An 18,631-nucleotide genomic window follows, 5' to 3' on the forward strand; every position below is an offset into this window, starting at 1 on the left:
TACTCTATATCTAGTGCCCTAGGTTCTAGACAGAAAAAAGCAGAGCTCATGAGCTCTGCTTTTTTATTGGCTAGTAAACCGTTTAACGAATATTTGTGAGTAAGAAATGTTCGCTAGGTCTTAGCTGGTTTCAAATAATGAATCGCGGTTGCTTGAACCTTATCTAATTCATCCTGAAGTTCAAAAAGTTCAGGTTCAATGTCTTCAACGGAAGTGCCGGAACGCAGCTCTTTCTCTATCGTCGCACACACCGACTTCAGCCTTGGTACACCGCTGTATGAGCTGCTGCCATGCATCTTGTGGATGATGTGTGTCAGTGCTTCAACGGGGTAGTCACTGTCTTCGATCGCTTTCTCTGCGGCCTCATAAACCTCAGGAATAAAGTCGACTAGCATTTGCAGCATATCGCGTGCGAGGTCTTCTTTGTTGGCGGCTTGCTTCATAGCTGCTTGCCAATCAATGATGATATTCTTATGCACGTTAGCCTCAGAATCTGAAACTGAGCTATTGTCTACTTCCGCAGAGACTGCTGGGTGGGCTGGGTCTATTTTTTCAATGTGCTCAACCTCAGAGGTAGGGCTCCAATGAATCAGAACCTGCTGTAACACGTGCTCTTCAATCGGTTTGGTTAGGTAGTCATCCATGCCGGCTTCAAGCAGACGGTCACGTTCGCCAACCATCGCGTGTGCTGTGACGGCAATGACGGGGGTATTCGCATTATTCGCTAGCTCTTTTATATTCTTACAGGCCGTCACACCATCCATTTGCGGCATTTGGATATCCATGAAAATGATATCAAATGGGGTCTCCTTCGCCTTGTCTATGGCCTTCTGTCCGCTGGTGCAACTGATGACAGTCTCTACACGCTCTTTTAGTAGCGCGGTGATCAATTTAAGGTTTGCTGGGTTGTCGTCGACCGCCAATACAGTGAGCGGTAGCTTCTCTTCTGAGTGTGTTTCAATCGCGGGTGCAATCAAGGTTGGCGCCTGATTTGATACCAGAGTTTGCAGTAACTTCTTGCGAGAAAGAGGTTTAGTGATGCATTGAACATCGACCTCTTTCATTAGTTGCTCACCCAACGCTAGCTCAGTACTCGGCGTACCAATAATTACGTTCTGAGCGATTTTCTTCGCACCAATAGCCCAACCACTCACGGTATCAAATTGATACTCTTGGTTTGCAGCTAGGTTCAACAGTACGTAGTCATACGAGGTGCTCTCGTCTGGCATAACCGAACGATACGTTACCACTAAGCCTTCTTGAGTTAAGATTTGCTGAGTAATCGACGCCGCTTGCATGTTTGGCTCGATAAGCAGCAGCTGCTTGTCTTGCAGACACTGAGTCTCAATCAGCTCAGTCATCGGCATATCAGTCGTTGATAGTCTCAAAGTAAACCAGAAGGTTGAACCTTGGTGTAGGCGACTGGTTAGGCTGATCTCTCCGCCCATTTGGCTGACCAGTTTTTGGGTGATAACCAGACCTAGCCCCGTACCGCCATAACGACGAGAGATACTTGCGTCGGCTTGGCTGAAGGCTTGGAATAGCTGAGCTTGTTGACGCTCAGAGATACCAATACCTGTATCGCGAACCATGAATTGCAACTCGATGCTGTCTTCGCTTTGTGAACGAAGTTCAACACTGATATCAATGTTGCCACGTTCAGTAAACTTGATTGAGTTACCCACGAGGTTGGTTAGGATCTGCTGAATACGCAGCGGGTCACCAACAACGCCTGGTGGCACTTTCGGGTCTATCTTAAGTGTTAGCTCTAGGCCTTTCTCATGGGCGTTGGTCGCTTGAAGGTTCACAACCTCTTCAAGGCTGGCTTGGAACTCGAATGGGATGTTCTCGAGCGCTAATTTACCGGCTTCCAGTTTCGAGAAATCAAGAATGTCGTTGATGATGCTAAGTAGGTTATTTGCCGAACGTTCAATGGTTTGCAAGTAATCTGTTTGACTGGTCGATAGATGGGTCTTAAGCATTTGACGAGTAAAACCAATCACACCGTTAAGCGGTGTTCTCAATTCGTGAGACATGTTAGCTAAGAACTCTGATTTAACACGTGCCGCTTCTTGAGCGCGTTTTTTCGCAATGTCTAACTCAACGTTTTGAATCTCTAATTGCTCTAGGGTTTCACGCAGATCAGACGTAGCCTGGTCGATACTGTGCTGCATCTCGACGTGATATTCTGATAGCGATACCGCCATCGCGTTGATACCGTTTTTCAGTGAGTCTAGCTCACCGTGCATTTTGCCTTCGATACGTACATCGAGATGACCACGACGAATTCGGTCGACCATGTTTTTCATGTGTGTGATCGGTTGGGTTACGTCATGCATCAAGCGAAAAGCAAATACACCAGAAAGTCCCAGCCCCAAAATCAACACCAAGAAGGCAGAGAACACTTCTTGATACTGCTGCAATCGAAGTGACGACAAGTCTAACTCTATCGCAATATAGCCGATCGCTTGGTTGGCTTGAGATTGCCCGTTTGCTGAGTTGATGTATTGACCTTCCGCAATGATAGGCGTTCGAAGAATCAACGTATTGTCGAGCAAGTTCGATGAGCTTAAATGCGGGATGGGTTTATCTTTCGGATAGGTCAGGCTTTCAAAATCAGGATGAAAGTTCGAGGTTACAAACAACTCATGACGTTCATCAAATACTGCGATACTGCGCACCAGCTTAGAATTCTTTCGGTGCGCATAGCTAATAAGCTGACGAACAGACTCTCGACTTTCGAGCTTCATGCCTGACTCACTAGCAATTGCCAGCGGTTCAATGATGCTAGTACCAGTATTAACCACTTGGCCCTCAAGGTCTTGATAGCGGTTAAATGAGAAAAATGCACTCAATAGCAACCCAATAATCAAGGTTGGAGCTAGAGTTAAGGTAATTACACGGGCTCTTAAGCCATATCTGGTCATGTTCTTTAATTACATCGAGGTCTGGATATGGGAAAATAACGCACACAATGGCGGTTAAGTGAACGGTAAGCTTAATCAAAGCCGTGACGTTCGACAATGATTCCAAGACATAATAGTGAGTCCTGGATACCAATTACTTATTAAAAGATACATTAGGCACAAGCAATGGCACGTTTTTTCCAACCAAAAAAGAAAACGCAACTCGAGACCAAGCATCAATCGGTTTTGGTTGAACGAATGGATCACAATGGCGCTGGCATCGCTTATCAGAAGAATAAACCTGTTTTCATTGATGGCGCATTGCCCGGTGAGCAGGTGGTTATTCAACTTACTGAGAGCAAAAGTAAGTTTTCGCGAGCAAAACTCATCAAATTACTTAAACCGAGTGAGCTGCGTTTAAAGCCATTCTGTAAGCACTTTAATCAGTGTGGTGGCTGTCACCTTCAACATCTTGGTTACGCTTCTCAGGTTGAGCATAAATCGCAATCTTTGACGCACCTGATGAGTCAATACCAAACGGCTAACACCGAAGTTGTTGAGCCGATTGTGGGTGATGAAACCGGTTATCGACGTCGCGCGCGTATCAGCCTGTTTGTTGATAAGAAGACACAGCAGCTTCAGTTCGGTTTCCGTAAGAAACAAAGTAAGCAGATTGAAAACATCACCGATTGTGCCGTGCTGGATCCTCGCCTTAATGTATTGCTGCCAAAACTGAAAAGTTTACTCAATACTTTCAGCAACCTTACGTCTTTAGGACACGTTGAATTGGTGTTGGGTGATACTGGCTCTGTGATGGTGCTGCGTCACCTTAAGCCTTTGGTTGAGAAAGATGAGCAAGCATTGATTGCACTCGCTAAAGCGGAAGGTGCCACGTTGTATACTATGCCTGAAACGGACAAGCTCGTTCGTTTAGTCGGTGATGCGCCAGCTTATAGCGAAACAGGCGTGACTTTACCTTTTGAGCCAAACCACTTTATCCAAGTTAACCAGAAAGTGAACCAGAAAATGGTTGCTCAAGCGATTGAGTGGCTAGAGCCTCAAGCCGATGAGCGAGTGCTCGACCTGTTTTGTGGCTTAGGGAACTTCAGTTTGCCTATTGCACAACAATCTGCATTTGTAGTGGGTGTTGAAGGTGTTGATGAAATGGTTCAACAGGCCACATCTAACGCAACTTTAAATCAATTGAGTAATACAGAATTCTATCAAGCGAATCTTGAAGAAGAGCTATCTTCACAGCCTTGGGCAAAAGAAAGATTTGATAAAATCTTACTTGATCCAGCACGTGCTGGAGCGAGTGGGATCGTTGATCAAATTTCAGGGTTAGGAGCGAAGCGTGTGGTTTATGTTTCGTGTAATCCTGCTACTCTAGCTAGAGATTCAGAGAGCTTAGAAAAGCAAGGCTATCAATTAGCCAAGCTGGGTATGTTGGACATGTTCCCACACACCAGTCATCTAGAATCGATGGCTCTCTTTATCAAGGCTTAGAGGCCCTTAAACAAGGCTTAAAAATGAATCACAAAGGTGCAGGGAAGCCTGCGCTGATATCAATATGAGTCGAACTAACTTGGAATCAGTTAGTCATATTGAATTGGGTATAAAACATAATAACTAGGAAGGCATGATGGTTGCGGTACGAAGCGCACATTTAAACCCAAGCGAACAGTTTGAGCTAGATAATTGGATTGCGTCACTGAATCAAGACGCAAAAACCTCGAATAAACTGACCAAAGTTTATCGTCACTGTGAAGAGCTATTAAAAGATCATGAGCAAGGCGAACTCTTGCTTTGGCGTGGGCGCGAGATGATTGAAATCTTGGTCACCTTGTCTATGGATCGCGCAACTTTAGTGGCAGCGCAACTTTTCCCTGTAGTATCAAGCGGTGTTTTTGAGCGTGAAGCGTTTGAAGAAAGTTACGGAAAGGAAACCGTAAAGCTGATTGATGGCGTGGAAGAAATGGCGGCTTTGGGCCAGCTAAACGTCACCCTTGAAGGCAGTGCTGCCTCGGGTCAAGTCGATAATGTTCGACGAATGCTGCTTGCAATGGTGGATGACTTCCGCTGCGTCGTCATCAAACTAGCAGAGCGAATTTGTAATCTCATAGAAGTGAAAAAGGCCCCTGATGCTGTGCGCCGTGCGGCAGCAAAAGAGTGTGCCAACATTTATGCACCTCTAGCAAACCGTTTAGGTATTGGTCAGCTAAAGTGGGAAATTGAAGATTACGCTTTCCGCTACCAACAACCAGATATCTATAAGCAGATTGCTAAACAGCTGTCTGAGCGCCGTATCGTGCGCGAACAATACATCACTGACTTTGTTGACGATTTAACGTCAGAAATGAACCGCTCAAGCATCAATGCTGAAGTCAGCGGTCGACCAAAACATATCTACAGCATCTGGCGTAAAATGCAGAAAAAAGGCTTAGAGTTTGATGAGCTTTTTGACGTGCGTGCGGTGCGTATTATCGCAGACCAACTGCAAGACTGTTATGCCGGTTTAGGCGTGGTTCACACCAAATATAAACACCTCCCAAGTGAATTTGATGACTATGTGGCGAACCCTAAACCCAATGGTTATCAATCGATTCATACCGTAGTTCTTGGCCCTGAAGGCAAGACCATTGAAATTCAGATCCGTACCAAGCAGATGCATGAAGACTCTGAATTAGGCGTTGCAGCGCACTGGAAGTACAAAGAAGGTGCTTCAAGCGGCGTACGCAGTGGCTACGACGAGAAAATCACCTGGCTTCGTAAGCTTATCGACTGGCAAGAAGAGATGTCGGATTCTGGTGAAATGCTGGATGAAGTGCGTAGCCAAGTCTTTGATGACCGTGTTTATGCCTTTACACCTCGTGGTGATGTGGTCGATTTACCAATGGGTGCAACACCGTTGGATTTTGCTTACCACATCCATTCGATGGTTGGACACCGTTGTATCGGTGCCAAAGTAGCAGGTCGAATCGTCCCGTTTACTCATAAGTTGGCGATGGGCGATCAAGTTGAGATCATCACTCAAAAAGAACCTAATCCATCACGTGATTGGTTAAACCCGACCACAGGCTTTGTTCATTCAAGTCGAGCTCGTGCAAAAATTAACGCTTGGTTCCGCGCTCAGAGTCGTGAGAAAAACCTTGAAGCTGGACGAGATATTCTAGAAGTCGAGCTAGGCAGAGTCGGAGCGACGCTGAAAGATGCCGAGCAATACGCGCTGAAACGATTCAACGTCAATACTCCAGATGAACTGTATGCGGGTATTGGTAGCGGCGATATGCGTATCAACCAAGTCGTTAATCACATCAATGCTTTGGTCAACAAGCCGACAGCGGAAGAAGAAGATAAAAAAGCGCTCGAAAAGTTGCTTGAGTCTGACAATAAGCCCGCTCATCAGAGTCGTCCGAAAAAGGATGCCGTCGTCGTTGAAGGTGTCGATAACCTAATGACCCACTTGGCTCGTTGTTGCCAGCCAATCCCAGGCGATGTGATCAAAGGTTACATAACTCAAGGTCGCGGTATTTCAGTGCACCGTAGCGATTGCGAACAGTTAAGTGAACTTAACCTACATGCACCCGAACGTATCATCGATACTGTGTGGGGCGATGGTTTTGTCGGCTCGTATATCTTAACGCTGCGTGTCGAGGCGCTAGAACGTACCGGTTTGTTGAAAGACATAACATCCCTGTTCTTAAACGAAAAAGTCAGTGTGACGACAATGAAGAGCCGTATTGACTATAAACGTCAGCTATCGGTGATGGATTTCGATTTGGAAGTGACCAATATTGAGATTCTGAGTCGAGTGACCAGCCGAGTAGAACAAATCAAAGATGTTATGAGCGTAAAACGCCTCGGCTAAAATTCTCGTCATAGTTGAAGCTGATGGCGTTGTTGCCTGCGCGCACTCGCTCAATCACATAGACAAGCTATGCTCAGGAGTCTCGCTTGCTTGTCGCCTAGCCACAGTTTCAATTATTTAGAGAATTAGACAGTATCAACAAAGGTGAGTGGTTTTGGCTGCTCACCTTTTTTAATATCAGTACCTTTTAGTTTTAGAAGACGTTATAAATTTAAAAATCAAAGACAGTGAATAGGAAGAAAACGATGAATCACCCGATTGAACAACTTGAACAGATCATGACTAAGCTGCGCGATCCTGAAGGTGGCTGTCCTTGGGATTTGAAACAAAATTTTGAAACAATTGTGCCGCATACTATCGAAGAGACCTACGAGGTGGTGGACGCGATTCACAACAAAGATTGGCCAAACCTACAAGAAGAGTTGGGTGACCTGTTGTTTCAGGTAATCTTCTACAGCCAATTGGCGAAAGAGCAGGGCTTGTTTGAATTCTCTGATGTGGTCGACGGTATCAATGAGAAACTGACGCGCCGTCATCCACATGTATTTTCTGATACAGAGTTTGCCAGTGATGAAGAAATTAATGCCAACTGGGAAGCTGAAAAAGCCAAAGAGAAAGCACAGGCAGGCAAAACTCAAGAAAGTATTCTAGACTCAATACCAAACTCTCTACCTGCACTTTCGCGTGCTACAAAAATTCAAAAGCAAGTCGCGAAATTTGGCTTTGATTGGGACACTATTGGCCCAGTCGCTGATAAGGTTTTAGAGGAAGTTGATGAGGTGCTAGAAGAAGCGCTTCAAGTAACGCCAAACGAAGATTTAGTTGAAGAAGAACTGGGTGATTTATTGTTTGCGACGGTCAATTTAGTGCGACATTTGGGTAAAAATCCAGAAACGGCTCTCAATAAAGCCAATCTGAAATTTTCACGCCGCTTTAAAGGTGTGGAACAAAAAGTTCGTCAGCAAGATAAAATTTTGACCGACTTTTCTCTACAACAGCTTGATTCCATGTGGGATGAAGTCAAAGTGGCGGAGAAAAGATCATCAAAGCTTTTATCATGAATTGATTTGAAGCAAAAAATAAAAAATTGCAGTGTGATAGATTTCACGTTGTGGCGATAAGGGGCTTCTGGTATATTTTCATCCCGTCCAGAAGTAATCCATTTCCCTCATTCAACCAATTTCAGGTTAAACATGACGACAAATTACATTTTTGTTACTGGCGGGGTTGTATCCTCTCTAGGTAAAGGTATTGCAGCAGCATCTCTTGCGGCTATTTTAGAAGCTCGTGGTCTTAAAGTGACTATGATGAAGCTTGACCCTTACATCAACGTTGATCCAGGCACTATGAGCCCGACTCAGCACGGTGAAGTGTTCGTTACGGAAGATGGCGCTGAAACTGACCTTGACCTTGGTCACTATGAGCGATTCATTCGCACCAAGATGACTAAGCGTAACAACTTCACAGCAGGTCGTGTTTATGCTGACGTTCTACGTAATGAACGTCGTGGTGACTACCTAGGTGCAACAATCCAGGTTATTCCACACATCACTAACTCTATCAAAGAACGCGTAATCTCTGGCGCTAAAGGCCACGATATCGCGCTTGTTGAAGTTGGTGGTACTGTAGGTGATATCGAATCTCTACCATTCATGGAAGCGATTCGTCAGTTAGCAGTAGAACTAGGCCGTGAACGCGCAATGTTCATGCACCTTACTCTAGTGCCATACCTAGCAGCTGCGGGTGAAGTGAAAACTAAGCCAACGCAACACTCTGTAAAAGAGCTACTGTCTATCGGTATTCAACCTGACATCCTAGTTTGTCGTTCAGATCGTGTTATCCCAGCAAACGAACGTAAGAAAATTGCTCTTTTCTGTAATGTACAAGAAAAAGCCGTTATCTCTATGAAAGATGTAGATTCAATCTACAAGATCCCACAATTAATCCGTGCTCAAGGCATTGATGATCTTGTATGTACGCGTTTCGGTATCAATGCACCAGAAGCTGATCTGTCTGAGTGGGAACAAGTAATTTACGAAGAAGCTAACCCAACGGGTGAAGTGACGATTGGTATGGTTGGTAAGTACATTGAACTGCCTGACGCATACAAATCAGTAAATGAAGCGCTGAAACACGCAGGCTTGAAAAATCGCCTAAGTGTCACAATTAAATATGTAGATTCACAAGATGTTGAATCTAAAGGCACAGAAATTCTACAAGACCTAGATGCAATCCTAGTTCCTGGTGGCTTTGGCGATCGTGGTGTTGAAGGTAAGATCCTTGCTGCACAATACGCTCGTGAAAACAAAGTACCTTACTTAGGTATCTGTCTAGGTATGCAAGTTGCTCTTATTGAGTACGCTCGTAACGTTGCGAAGATGGAAGGTGCACACTCTTCTGAATTCTGCAAAGAAACTAAATTCCCTGTTGTTGGCCTAATCACTGAGTGGATTGACGGCGAAGGTAAAGTTGAAGAGCGTACTGAAAAATCTGACCTAGGCGGCACAATGCGTCTTGGTTCACAGCTTTGTCACCTTGCGAAAGGGACGAAAGCTTACGAATTATACGGTAGCGCGACGATCCATGAACGTCACCGTCACCGTTACGAAGTGAACAACAATCTTCGTCCACAAATTGAAAAAGCGGGCCTAAAAGTATCGGGTCTATCTGCGGACAAGAAACTGGTTGAAGTTATTGAGAACCCGAACCACCCATGGTTCGTTGCTGCTCAGTTCCACCCAGAGTTCACTTCAACACCTCGCGATGGTCACCCATTGTTTGCAGGTTTCGTTAAAGCGGCTGGTGAATTCCAGCGCGGCGAATTAGAAAAGTAAAAAGGAATCCAGGTAGCTGCGTAAGTTGTGCTGCTACCTTTAAATTTGACATTTATATATTCAACGAGAAGGAAACATTCAATGTCTAAGATCGTTAAAGTTCTAGGTCGTGAAATCATCGATTCACGTGGTAACCCAACTGTAGAAGCTGAAGTACACCTAGAAGGCGGTTTCGTAGGTATGGCTGCTGCTCCATCTGGCGCATCTACTGGTTCTCGCGAAGCTCTTGAGCTACGTGACGGCGACAAATCACGTTTCCTAGGTAAAGGTGTTCTTAAAGCAATTGAAGCTGTAAACGGCCCAATCGCTGACGCTCTAGTTGGTAAAGATGCTAAAGCACAAGCTGACGTTGACCAAGTTATGCTTGATCTAGACGGTACTGAGAACAAGTCTAAGTTTGGCGCTAACGCTATCCTTGCTGTTTCTCTAGCGAACGCAAAAGCGGCGGCTGCTGCTAAAGGCATGCCTCTATACGAGCACATTGCTGAGCTAAACGGTACTGCTGGTCAGTTCTCTATGCCTCTACCAATGATGAACATCATCAACGGTGGCGAGCACGCTGATAACAACGTTGACATCCAAGAGTTCATGATCCAACCAGTTGGCGCTAAAACTCTTAAAGAAGGTCTGCGTATCGGCGCTGAAGTATTCCACAACCTAGCTAAAGTTCTTAAGTCTAAAGGCTACAGCACTGCAGTTGGTGATGAAGGTGGTTTCGCTCCTAACCTTAAATCTAACGCTGAAGCTCTAGAAGTTATCGCAGAAGCTGTTGCAGCTGCTGGTTACGAACTAGGTAAAGACGTTACTCTTGCTATGGACTGTGCAGCATCTGAGTTCTTCGACAAAGAAGCTGGCATCTACAACATGAAGGGCGAAGGTAAAACTTTCACTTCTGAAGAGTTCAACCACTACCTAGCTGAACTAGCGAACAACTTCCCAATCGTTTCTATTGAAGACGGTCTTGACGAGTCAGATTGGGATGGCTTCAAGCACCAAACTGAACTTCTAGGCGACAAGCTTCAAATCGTTGGTGACGATCTTTTCGTTACAAACACTAAGATTCTTGCTGAAGGTATCGAGAAAGGCGTAGCTAACTCTATCCTTATCAAGTTCAACCAAATCGGTTCTCTAACAGAGACTCTAGCTGCTATCAAGATGGCTAAAGACGCTGGCTACACTGCAGTAATCTCTCACCGTTCTGGCGAAACTGAAGATGCAACTATCGCTGATCTAGCGGTAGGTACAGCTGCAGGTCAAATCAAAACTGGTTCTATGAGCCGTTCTGACCGTGTTGCTAAGTACAACCAACTTATCCGTATCGAAGAAGCTCTAGGTTCTAAAGCTCCTTTCAACGGTCTTAAAGAAGTTAAAGGTCAATAATTCCTAGCGAATTATTCATCTAAGCTTTTTAAATGCCTCGCTTATGCGGGGCATTTTTTTGGTTCATCGCGGATTAGCGGGAACTAAAAACAAAAACGGTAGTAAGTGATATGGTTTAGTCGCCAAACAAAAATCATACACAAACTACCGTTTCTATGCCGAATCATACTTTCCTATCTTCATTCTGGGAAGGCTTTCAAATAGTAAAGTCTCTCCAGACTGCATCACTTATTACCCTGACTCTTAAACCTAGCTCTGAGGCTAAATGCCTTTGTGGTCTTGAGGCCGAGGCTATCCATGAGTATCAATGGCGTCACGTAAAGGATGCCATGTTGCTCGGTGTGCCTGTTGAACTTTCCGTTCAAACTCGAAGGATTAAGTGTCGTGACTGCGGCATAAAAACAGAATCTCTCTCTTGGTTAGAGCCTTATGCTCGTATAACAAAGCGCCTAAAAAGCTATATAGAACAACTGCTACCCCTGCTTCCCATTAAGCATATATCCCAAATTACGGGCGTTCATTGGCACACCATTAAAGAAATAGATAAACGCCGACTTCGACAAGTGGTGCCGCCAGTGAAATGGGGTGAGCTAAAGCAGCTCGTGATGGATGAGTTCGCCATCTTTAAAGGGCATCGATATGCCACCGTCATCGCTGATGCGAAGACTCATCAAGTCATTTGGGTTGGATTAGGCCGCAGCCGCAAGGACATACGGCCGTTCTTCGAGCAGCTAGGCGAGAATGGGGTAAATATCGAAGCAGTAGCGATGGACATGAATACGGCTTTTGACCTTGAAGTTCAAGCGCACTGCCCGAACGCAAAAATCGTTTACGACTTATTCCATGTTGTTGCTAAGTTCGGTCGCGAGGTGATGGATAGAGTCAGAGTCGACCAAGCCAACAAACTCAAGCAAGATAAAAAAGCGAGGCAATGGGTGAAGCGCTCACGGTGGGTACTGCTGAAAAATAGAGGCAACTTAAATACACGTCAAGATAGCTATCTTACTGAAATATTGAATATCAATAAGGACTTAATGACCACTTATATACTCGGAGCCCAACTCAAAGAGCTTTGGTATTGTGAATCCGAAGGGCACGCGAAGGGGCTCTGGGACACGTGGTGGGAACAAGTGCAAGAGAGTGGAATTAAGCCATTGAAAGAGTTCGCACGAAAACTGAGTCCTTATCTTCACGGCATTATCGCATCGGCAAGTTATCCGTTGAACACCTGCACACTGGAAGGGATAAACAACAAGATAAAGTTAATCAAGCGAATGGGGTATGGGTATCGAGATACAGACTACTTCTTCTTGAAGATAAAAGCGGCTTTCCCCGGAAAGCCGCGATGAACCATTTTTTTTGCCTCAAATTCGTCATTCCCTAGACTGACGAAGAAAGGAGTAGGGAACTTCATTGTTACCACTCACTATTCTGTCCAATAATTCCTCGACTTATTGATCCCCTGACACCACATATCTCGCACCAATAAGCGCATTATGGTATATATGTGCCTTATTCTAGTTCCTTCTTTTTCAACCGGCGAAAGGTGTTATGCGAATTTTTGCTTTAGTACTGCTCATAGTGTTTGGCTGGCTACAACACACACTGTGGCTCGGTAAAAATGGTATTTCTGATTACTACGGTGTGAACAACGAAATCCAAGTTCAGCAGCAAGTAAATGAAAAGCTTCATCTTCGTAATGCAGAGATGTTTGCGGAAATCGACGATCTACGCCAAGGCTTAGACGCGATAGAAGAACGCGCACGTCATGAGCTGGGTATGGTGAAAGAAGGCGAAACGTTTTATCGTATTATTGGTGAGGAATCTCATTAATGTCCAACCAACTTCAAAGCGTTATTGCAGTGGTCCCCGCTGCGGGCGTCGGCAGCCGAATGAAGGCAGACCGTCCCAAGCAATATCTTCAAATTCACGGTAAAACGATTTTAGAGCACACGGTTGAGAAACTGTTGTCTCACCCTCAAGTGTCTAAAATTGTGGTAGCGGTCAGCGACGATGATCCTTATTACCCTGAATTACCGCTTAACCTTAATCCACTGGTGATCAGAGTTTCCGGCGGAACGGAAAGAGCCGACTCGGTGCTTTCTGCTCTGGACTATATTGCCCAACAGCAACTCAGTGATTGGGTGATGGTGCATGATGCCGCTAGACCTTGTATCCAATTGAGCGATATCGACAAACTGATCTCTGTTGCTATGACCCATGATGTTGGCGCGATTTTAGCTGCGCCGGTTCGCGATACAATGAAGCGTGGTGCTCAAGGACAAATTGAACACACGGTCGATCGCGTCGATCTTTGGCATGCGCTTACCCCTCAGATGTTTCGATCTAAGCCTTTACGGAAAGTCTTGAGTGAGGCCTTGCAACAAGGCGTTTCGATTACCGATGAGGCCTCTGCATTTGAGTGGAAAGGTTTATCACCAGCATTGATTGCTGGGCGTTCAGATAATTTTAAGATTACTCAGCCTGAAGATTTGGCTTTGGCTGAGTTCTATTTAAGTCAGAATAAGGAATAATGATGATTCGTATTGGCCATGGCTTTGATGTACACAAATTTGGTGGTGAAGGCCCGGTAATTATTGGTGGCGTGAGTGTCCCTTATGAACAGGGTCTTATCGCACACTCAGACGGTGATGTTGCCCTGCACGCATTATGCGATGCTTTACTGGGTTCCATTGCAGCCGGTGATATTGGTCGTCATTTCCCTGATACGGATGATGAGTGGAAAGGCGCAGATAGCCGCGAATTACTGAAAGATGTTTACCGTCGAGTAAAAGAGCAAGGTTATGTGATTGGTAATGCGGATATTACTATCATGGCGCAAGCTCCAAAGATGGCTCCTCATATAGACTCTATGTGCCAAGCCATTGCTCAAGATTTAGAAACAAGCATTAGCAATGTGAATGTAAAAGCCACGACTACCGAGCGTTTAGGTTTTACAGGTCGCAAAGAGGGCATCGCATGTGAAGCGGTGGTCCTAATTACTAAAAGTGCGTAAGCACCAACACGAAAAGAACAGCATGTCAGATATTTTATCTTCATTGGCTTACCTAAACGGTAAACCAACTGCGAAAGCAAAACTAAAAGCAAAAGCCGAACACTTTGTCGTTAATGAAGACTTGGGTTTTGAGTTTACTGGTGAAGGCGAGCACTTAATGGTGCGTATTCGTAAAACTGGTGAGAACACGAGCTTCGTAGCAAACGAACTGGCTAAAGCGTGTGGTGTTAAGTCGAAAGATGTTAGCTGGGCTGGTTTGAAAGACCGTCATGCTGTGACTGAGCAGTGGTTAAGCGTGCACTTACCAAAGGGTGAACCTGACTTTTCTGCTTTTCTCGCACAATACCCAAGCATTGAGATCTTGGCGACAGCACGTCACAACAAAAAGTTACGTCCAGGCGATTTAGTTGGCAACCAATTCGAGCTGACTTTGTCTGAAGTAACGGATTGTGATGATGTGGTAAAGCGTTTAGAAAAAGTCGCTCAAGTTGGTGTGCCAAATTACTTCGGTGCTCAGCGCTTTGGTAATGAAGGTAACAACTTATCTGAAGCTCGCCGTTGGGGTCGTGAAAACGTTCGTACGCGTAATCAAAATAAGCGTAGCTTGTATCTTTCTGCGGCTCGTTCTTGGATTTACAACTTAATTCTTTCTGACCGTATTGAGCAAGATGCGTTTGCGTCGGCATTGGTTGGCGATATCGTCGTTAAAGACGGCGCGCAATTAGCTGTGACGGCAGACAATATCGAAACGGTAAATCAAGATATCGCGAACGGTTCTGCGTTTATTACCGTTGCTTTGGCTGGAGATAATGCGTTACCGACGAGCGATGAGTCTCAAGCTCTAGAGCAGAAACACCTTGATGCTGAACCGGATCTAATGGCTCTGATTTGTGGCAACCGTATGCGCCATGATCGCCGTGAAGCTTCGCTGAAGCCGATGGGTTTAGCGTGGGAAGTGAACGAAGACAATGTCACTCTTAAGTTCTCTCTCGATGCAGGTTGTTTCGCAACCGCTATTGTTCGTGAATTGGTTGAAGAAGTTCACGTAGAGAGAAGCTACGAGCAATAACGATTCTGCTTGGAGCGAAGTCACTTGATATCGGAAATTAAGTGACTTGGCATTGGAACAAAAGAAAGGATACAAGATGAAGATTTTACTCAGCAACGATGATGGTGTGCATGCTCAAGGTATTCATGAGCTAGCCAATGAATTACGTGATCTTGCTGAAATTATCATTGTTGCACCTGACCGTAATCGCTCGGGCGCTTCAAATTCATTAACTTTAGAACAGCCTTTACGTGTTCAAGAAATTACCGAAAATACATATTCGGTACAAGGAACACCGACCGACTGTGTACATTTTGCGTTAAATGAACTGCTAAAGAATGATATGCCTGATCTGGTATTAACGGGTATTAATCATGGTGCTAACTTGGGTGACGATGTGCTTTATTCAGGCACAGTGGCAGCCGCTATGGAAGGGCACTTTTTAGGCGTTCAATCGGTGGCGTTTTCTCTGGTGGGTAAAAAACATTTTAAGACAGCGGCGGCTATTGCTCGTCGTATCGTCGAACAACATTTAGCAAACCCAATCCCAACCAATCGCCTGTTAAACGTCAATATCCCTGATTTAGCGTTAGAGCAGTTGTCTGGTACTCAGGTGACACGCTTAGGTGCTCGTCATCATGCTGAAGATATGATTAAGCAAAAAGACCCACGAGGTCATGATATCTATTGGCTTGGTCCTCCGGGAAAAGAGCAAGATGCCGGTGAAGGCACGGATTTTTACGCTATCGAGCATGGCTTTGTATCGGTAACACCATTACAAGTGGACCTGACTGCGCATGAGTCGTTGGGTGCGATGACAACATGGTTAGAGGAGAAGTAAGTGAGTAATCCGCATGCAGAGCGCTTAATTACTTTTCTGATTGAAAATGGCATTCAGGATCAAAAGGTTCTTGATGCTATTTATCAACTGCCGAGAGAGAGCTTTTTATCGCAGGCGATGTATCATCAAGCTTATGATAATAATGCGCTTCCTATCGGACAGGGCCAGACGATTTCTCAGCCGTACATTGTTGCTAAGATGACAGAGTTGCTAGAATTACAGCAAGATAGCCGTGTTTTAGAAATTGGAACCGGCTCAGGTTATCAAACGGCGGTCTTGGCTCAACTAGTTGATCATGTGTATTCGGTTGAAAGAATTAAATCATTGCAATGGGATGCCAAGCGTCGTCTTAAACAGCTCGATTTCTACAATATTTCAACTAAGCATGGTGATGGCTGGCAAGGGTGGTCTTCGAAAGCCCCTTTTGATGCGATTATCGTAACTGCTGCCGCAGAGTCGATTCCTCAAGCGCTTTTGCAACAGCTGAAAGATGGTGGTCGCTTATTGATTCCTGTCGGTGATGACGAACAGCAATTGTTGAAGATTGTTCGCCATGGTGACGAGTTTTTATCGAGTGTTATCGAGATGGTGAGATTTGTACCTCTCGTCCCTGGTGAGCTAGCTTAATAAAAGACTAATGGTGTAGGTGGATAGAGAGTCGATGCGTTCGAAGTTGTTAAAAGGAAGTACTTTATTGCTTAGTTGTGCACTTGTTGGGTGTGCGGCGAATTCACCTGCGCCCGTTTCAAGCCTAAACAAGAATTACTCATCGATTGATCGTGGTAGTTATCGCGGCAGTTACTATGAAGTAAAAAAAGGCGACACCCTTTACTTCATTGCTTATGTCACCAATAAAGACGTTAAAGACCTCATCGGTTATAACAAACTCGCTGCTCCTTACACTATCCACCCGGGGCAGAAGCTTAAGTTGTGGCGCCCGAGTTACAATGCGCCAGCGTATGGTAAATCAACAGTAGCGGTTGCAGCCGTTGCTGCGCCTGTCGCGGCATCCACAACTTCATCTGCGGCAAGTAAACCGAAAACTACGCCGAAGAAGAGTAAAAAATCTAAACCTGCTCCAGCTCAAACTACCACCAAAGTGGTGAAAAAAGATCCACCAAAGAAGGTTGAACAATCCAAATCAAAGGAGTATGTTGGTTCTAAAGGTAAACAGAATGTTACACCGTCCACCAAACCAACAAGTGATAAAGTATCCAAATGGTTATGGCCAACTAAAGGGAGAGTAATCAAGAATTTCTCTGTAGGCGAACAAGGAAATAAAGGCATCGACATAGCAGGACAGCGAGGTCAGCCAATAGTATCTACTGCAGGGGGAACGGTTGTTTATTCGGGTAATGCACTACGAGGCTACGGCAATCTAGTGATTGTGAAGCACAATGATAATTACTTAAGTGCATACGCGCATAACGACCGACTATTAGTATCTGAAGGGCAAAGTGTGAAACCAGGGCAGAAGATTGCAACTATGGGAAGCTCTGGAGCCAGCAGTGTTAGGCTGCACTTTGAGATTCGTTACCAAGGTAAATCGGTTAATCCAAAACGATATTTACCTTAAATACAATATGCAAAAATTACGTATTGTATGGAGTGACATAGTCATTTAGCGACATATCAAGTTGTGATGTCATGCTAATTTCGCCAGGGGGAGGCGTTATGAGTATAAGCAATGCAGTAACCAAAGAAGAGTTCGATCTTAACCAAGCAACCACGGAACCGGAAGCTCTTGGAAAAGCAAAACGAACAGTCAAAAAGAAAACCGAAGCGAAAGAAGAAGTTGAAGTTACGTCTAAAAGTTTAGATGCTACTCAGCTTTATCTAGGCGAAATCGGTTTCTCACCACTACTAACCGCTGAAGAAGAAGTGCTTTATGCACGACGAGCTCTGCGCGGTGATGAAGCAGCACGTAAACGCATGATCGAAAGTAACCTGCGTTTAGTGGTAAAAATTTCACGTCGTTATAGTAACCGTGGTCTTGCACTTCTTGATCTTATTGAAGAAGGCAACCTAGGTTTGATTCGCGCCGTAGAGAAATTTGACCCAGAACGTGGTTTCCGCTTCTCAACTTACGCGACATGGTGGATTCGTCAAACCATTGAACGTGCGCTAATGAATCAGACTCGCACTATCCGTTTGCCAATCCATGTTGTGAAAGAGCTGAACATCTACCTGCGTACCGCAAGAGAGCTATCACAAAAACTTGATCATGAACCAACGGCAGAAGAAATTGCTTCTAAGCTAGATAAGCCTGTTGGTGATGTGAGTAAGATGCTTCGTCTAAACGAAAGAGTGAGCTCTGTTGATACGCCAATTGGTGGTGACGGTGAGAAAGCACTGTTGGATATTATTCCAGACATCAACAATTCAGATCCTGAGGTTTCAACTCAAGATAGCGATATCAAGAACTCATTGATTTTCTGGCTTGATGAACTGAATCCTAAGCAGAAAGAGGTGCTTGCACGTCGCTTTGGACTACTTGGTTACGAACCGTCAACACTAGAAGAAGTAGGCCGTGAAATTAGCCTGACTCGTGAACGTGTTCGTCAAATCCAAGTTGAAGGTCTTCGCCGTCTACGTGAGATTCTTATCAAGCAAGGTCTGAATATGGAAAATCTGTTCAATGTAGAAAATGACTAAATGAACTGATGATGTTTCTTTGAATAGAAGACAAATAAAAACGCTGACTCTAAGTCAGCGTTTTTTTGTTTGTGGCTTTTTTA

At 44.8% G+C, this 18,631-nt stretch carries 15 protein-coding genes; 14 read left to right on the forward strand and 1 reads right to left on the reverse strand.

Annotated elements, in window-relative coordinates; genetic code table 11:
- Nucleotides 1-113: 113 nt before the first annotated feature.
- Nucleotides 114-2,927, reverse strand: coding sequence for a two-component sensor histidine kinase BarA (gene barA, locus AC3CHU_RS02350; RefSeq protein ID WP_065205671.1), 2,814 nt, complete (start codon nucleotides 2,925-2,927; stop codon nucleotides 114-116).
- 165 nt (nucleotides 2,928-3,092) lie between these two features.
- On the opposite strand from barA, the gene rlmD reads away from it, so the two are divergent.
- From rlmD to rpoS, 14 genes are all read left to right on the forward strand, one after another.
- Entirely contained in the window at nucleotides 3,093-4,412 is a 1,320-nt protein-coding gene (gene rlmD / locus AC3CHU_RS02355; RefSeq protein ID WP_488525009.1) for a 23S rRNA (uracil(1939)-C(5))-methyltransferase RlmD, read from the forward strand.
- 136 nt (nucleotides 4,413-4,548) lie between these two features.
- Nucleotides 4,549-6,774 (forward strand): GTP diphosphokinase, encoded by a 2,226-nt coding sequence (relA, locus tag AC3CHU_RS02360; RefSeq protein ID WP_004735390.1) that lies wholly within the window; start codon nucleotides 4,549-4,551, stop codon nucleotides 6,772-6,774.
- 245 nt (nucleotides 6,775-7,019) lie between these two features.
- Nucleotides 7,020-7,835 (forward strand): nucleoside triphosphate pyrophosphohydrolase, encoded by an 816-nt coding sequence (gene mazG / locus AC3CHU_RS02365; protein WP_065102955.1) that lies wholly within the window; start codon nucleotides 7,020-7,022, stop codon nucleotides 7,833-7,835.
- Nucleotides 7,836-7,967: 132 nt separating this feature from the next.
- Nucleotides 7,968-9,608 carry a CTP synthase gene (pyrG, locus tag AC3CHU_RS02370; RefSeq protein WP_114634010.1) on the forward strand — a complete coding sequence of 547 codons (1,641 nt, stop codon included), beginning with the start codon at nucleotides 7,968-7,970 and terminating at the stop codon, nucleotides 9,606-9,608.
- A gap of 81 nt (nucleotides 9,609-9,689) precedes the next feature.
- The gene (gene eno / locus AC3CHU_RS02375) at nucleotides 9,690-10,988 is read left to right on the forward strand and encodes a phosphopyruvate hydratase (RefSeq protein WP_004735393.1); all 1,299 of its coding nucleotides are present in this window, start codon (nucleotides 9,690-9,692) and stop codon (nucleotides 10,986-10,988) included.
- Between the two features lie 155 nt (nucleotides 10,989-11,143).
- Nucleotides 11,144-12,337: an ISL3 family transposase gene (locus tag AC3CHU_RS02380; RefSeq protein ID WP_488524348.1), complete on the forward strand. Its 1,194-nt coding sequence runs from the start codon at nucleotides 11,144-11,146 to the stop codon at nucleotides 12,335-12,337.
- Between the two features lie 202 nt (nucleotides 12,338-12,539).
- Nucleotides 12,540-12,821 (forward strand): cell division protein FtsB, encoded by a 282-nt coding sequence (gene ftsB, locus AC3CHU_RS02385; protein ID WP_004735394.1) that lies wholly within the window; start codon nucleotides 12,540-12,542, stop codon nucleotides 12,819-12,821.
- Nucleotides 12,821-13,522 carry a 2-C-methyl-D-erythritol 4-phosphate cytidylyltransferase gene (gene ispD, locus AC3CHU_RS02390; protein WP_488525010.1) on the forward strand — a complete coding sequence of 234 codons (702 nt, stop codon included), beginning with the start codon at nucleotides 12,821-12,823 and terminating at the stop codon, nucleotides 13,520-13,522. The genes ftsB and ispD overlap by 1 nt, the downstream gene beginning before the upstream one ends.
- Before the next feature lie 2 nt (nucleotides 13,523-13,524).
- Nucleotides 13,525-14,004: a 2-C-methyl-D-erythritol 2,4-cyclodiphosphate synthase gene (gene ispF / locus AC3CHU_RS02395; protein ID WP_004735397.1), complete on the forward strand. Its 480-nt coding sequence runs from the start codon at nucleotides 13,525-13,527 to the stop codon at nucleotides 14,002-14,004.
- Between the two features lie 22 nt (nucleotides 14,005-14,026).
- Nucleotides 14,027-15,073 carry a tRNA pseudouridine(13) synthase TruD gene (gene truD / locus AC3CHU_RS02400; protein ID WP_473576207.1) on the forward strand — a complete coding sequence of 349 codons (1,047 nt, stop codon included), beginning with the start codon at nucleotides 14,027-14,029 and terminating at the stop codon, nucleotides 15,071-15,073.
- A gap of 76 nt (nucleotides 15,074-15,149) precedes the next feature.
- Nucleotides 15,150-15,893, forward strand: a complete 744-nt coding sequence (gene surE, locus AC3CHU_RS02405; RefSeq protein ID WP_004735400.1) for a 5'/3'-nucleotidase SurE — start codon at nucleotides 15,150-15,152, stop codon at nucleotides 15,891-15,893.
- Nucleotides 15,894-16,520, forward strand: a complete 627-nt coding sequence (locus tag AC3CHU_RS02410) for a protein-L-isoaspartate(D-aspartate) O-methyltransferase (protein WP_004735402.1) — start codon at nucleotides 15,894-15,896, stop codon at nucleotides 16,518-16,520.
- Between the two features lie 34 nt (nucleotides 16,521-16,554).
- On the forward strand, nucleotides 16,555-17,469 hold the full coding sequence (gene nlpD, locus AC3CHU_RS02415; RefSeq protein ID WP_488525011.1) for a murein hydrolase activator NlpD: 915 nt from the start codon (nucleotides 16,555-16,557) through the stop codon (nucleotides 17,467-17,469).
- Nucleotides 17,470-17,567: 98 nt separating this feature from the next.
- The gene (gene rpoS / locus AC3CHU_RS02420) at nucleotides 17,568-18,548 is read left to right on the forward strand and encodes an RNA polymerase sigma factor RpoS (RefSeq protein ID WP_004735404.1); all 981 of its coding nucleotides are present in this window, start codon (nucleotides 17,568-17,570) and stop codon (nucleotides 18,546-18,548) included.
- Nucleotides 18,549-18,631: the final 83 nt, after the last annotated feature.

The sequence above is a fragment of the Vibrio sp. QJM3NY_39 genome (genome assembly GCF_057785895.1).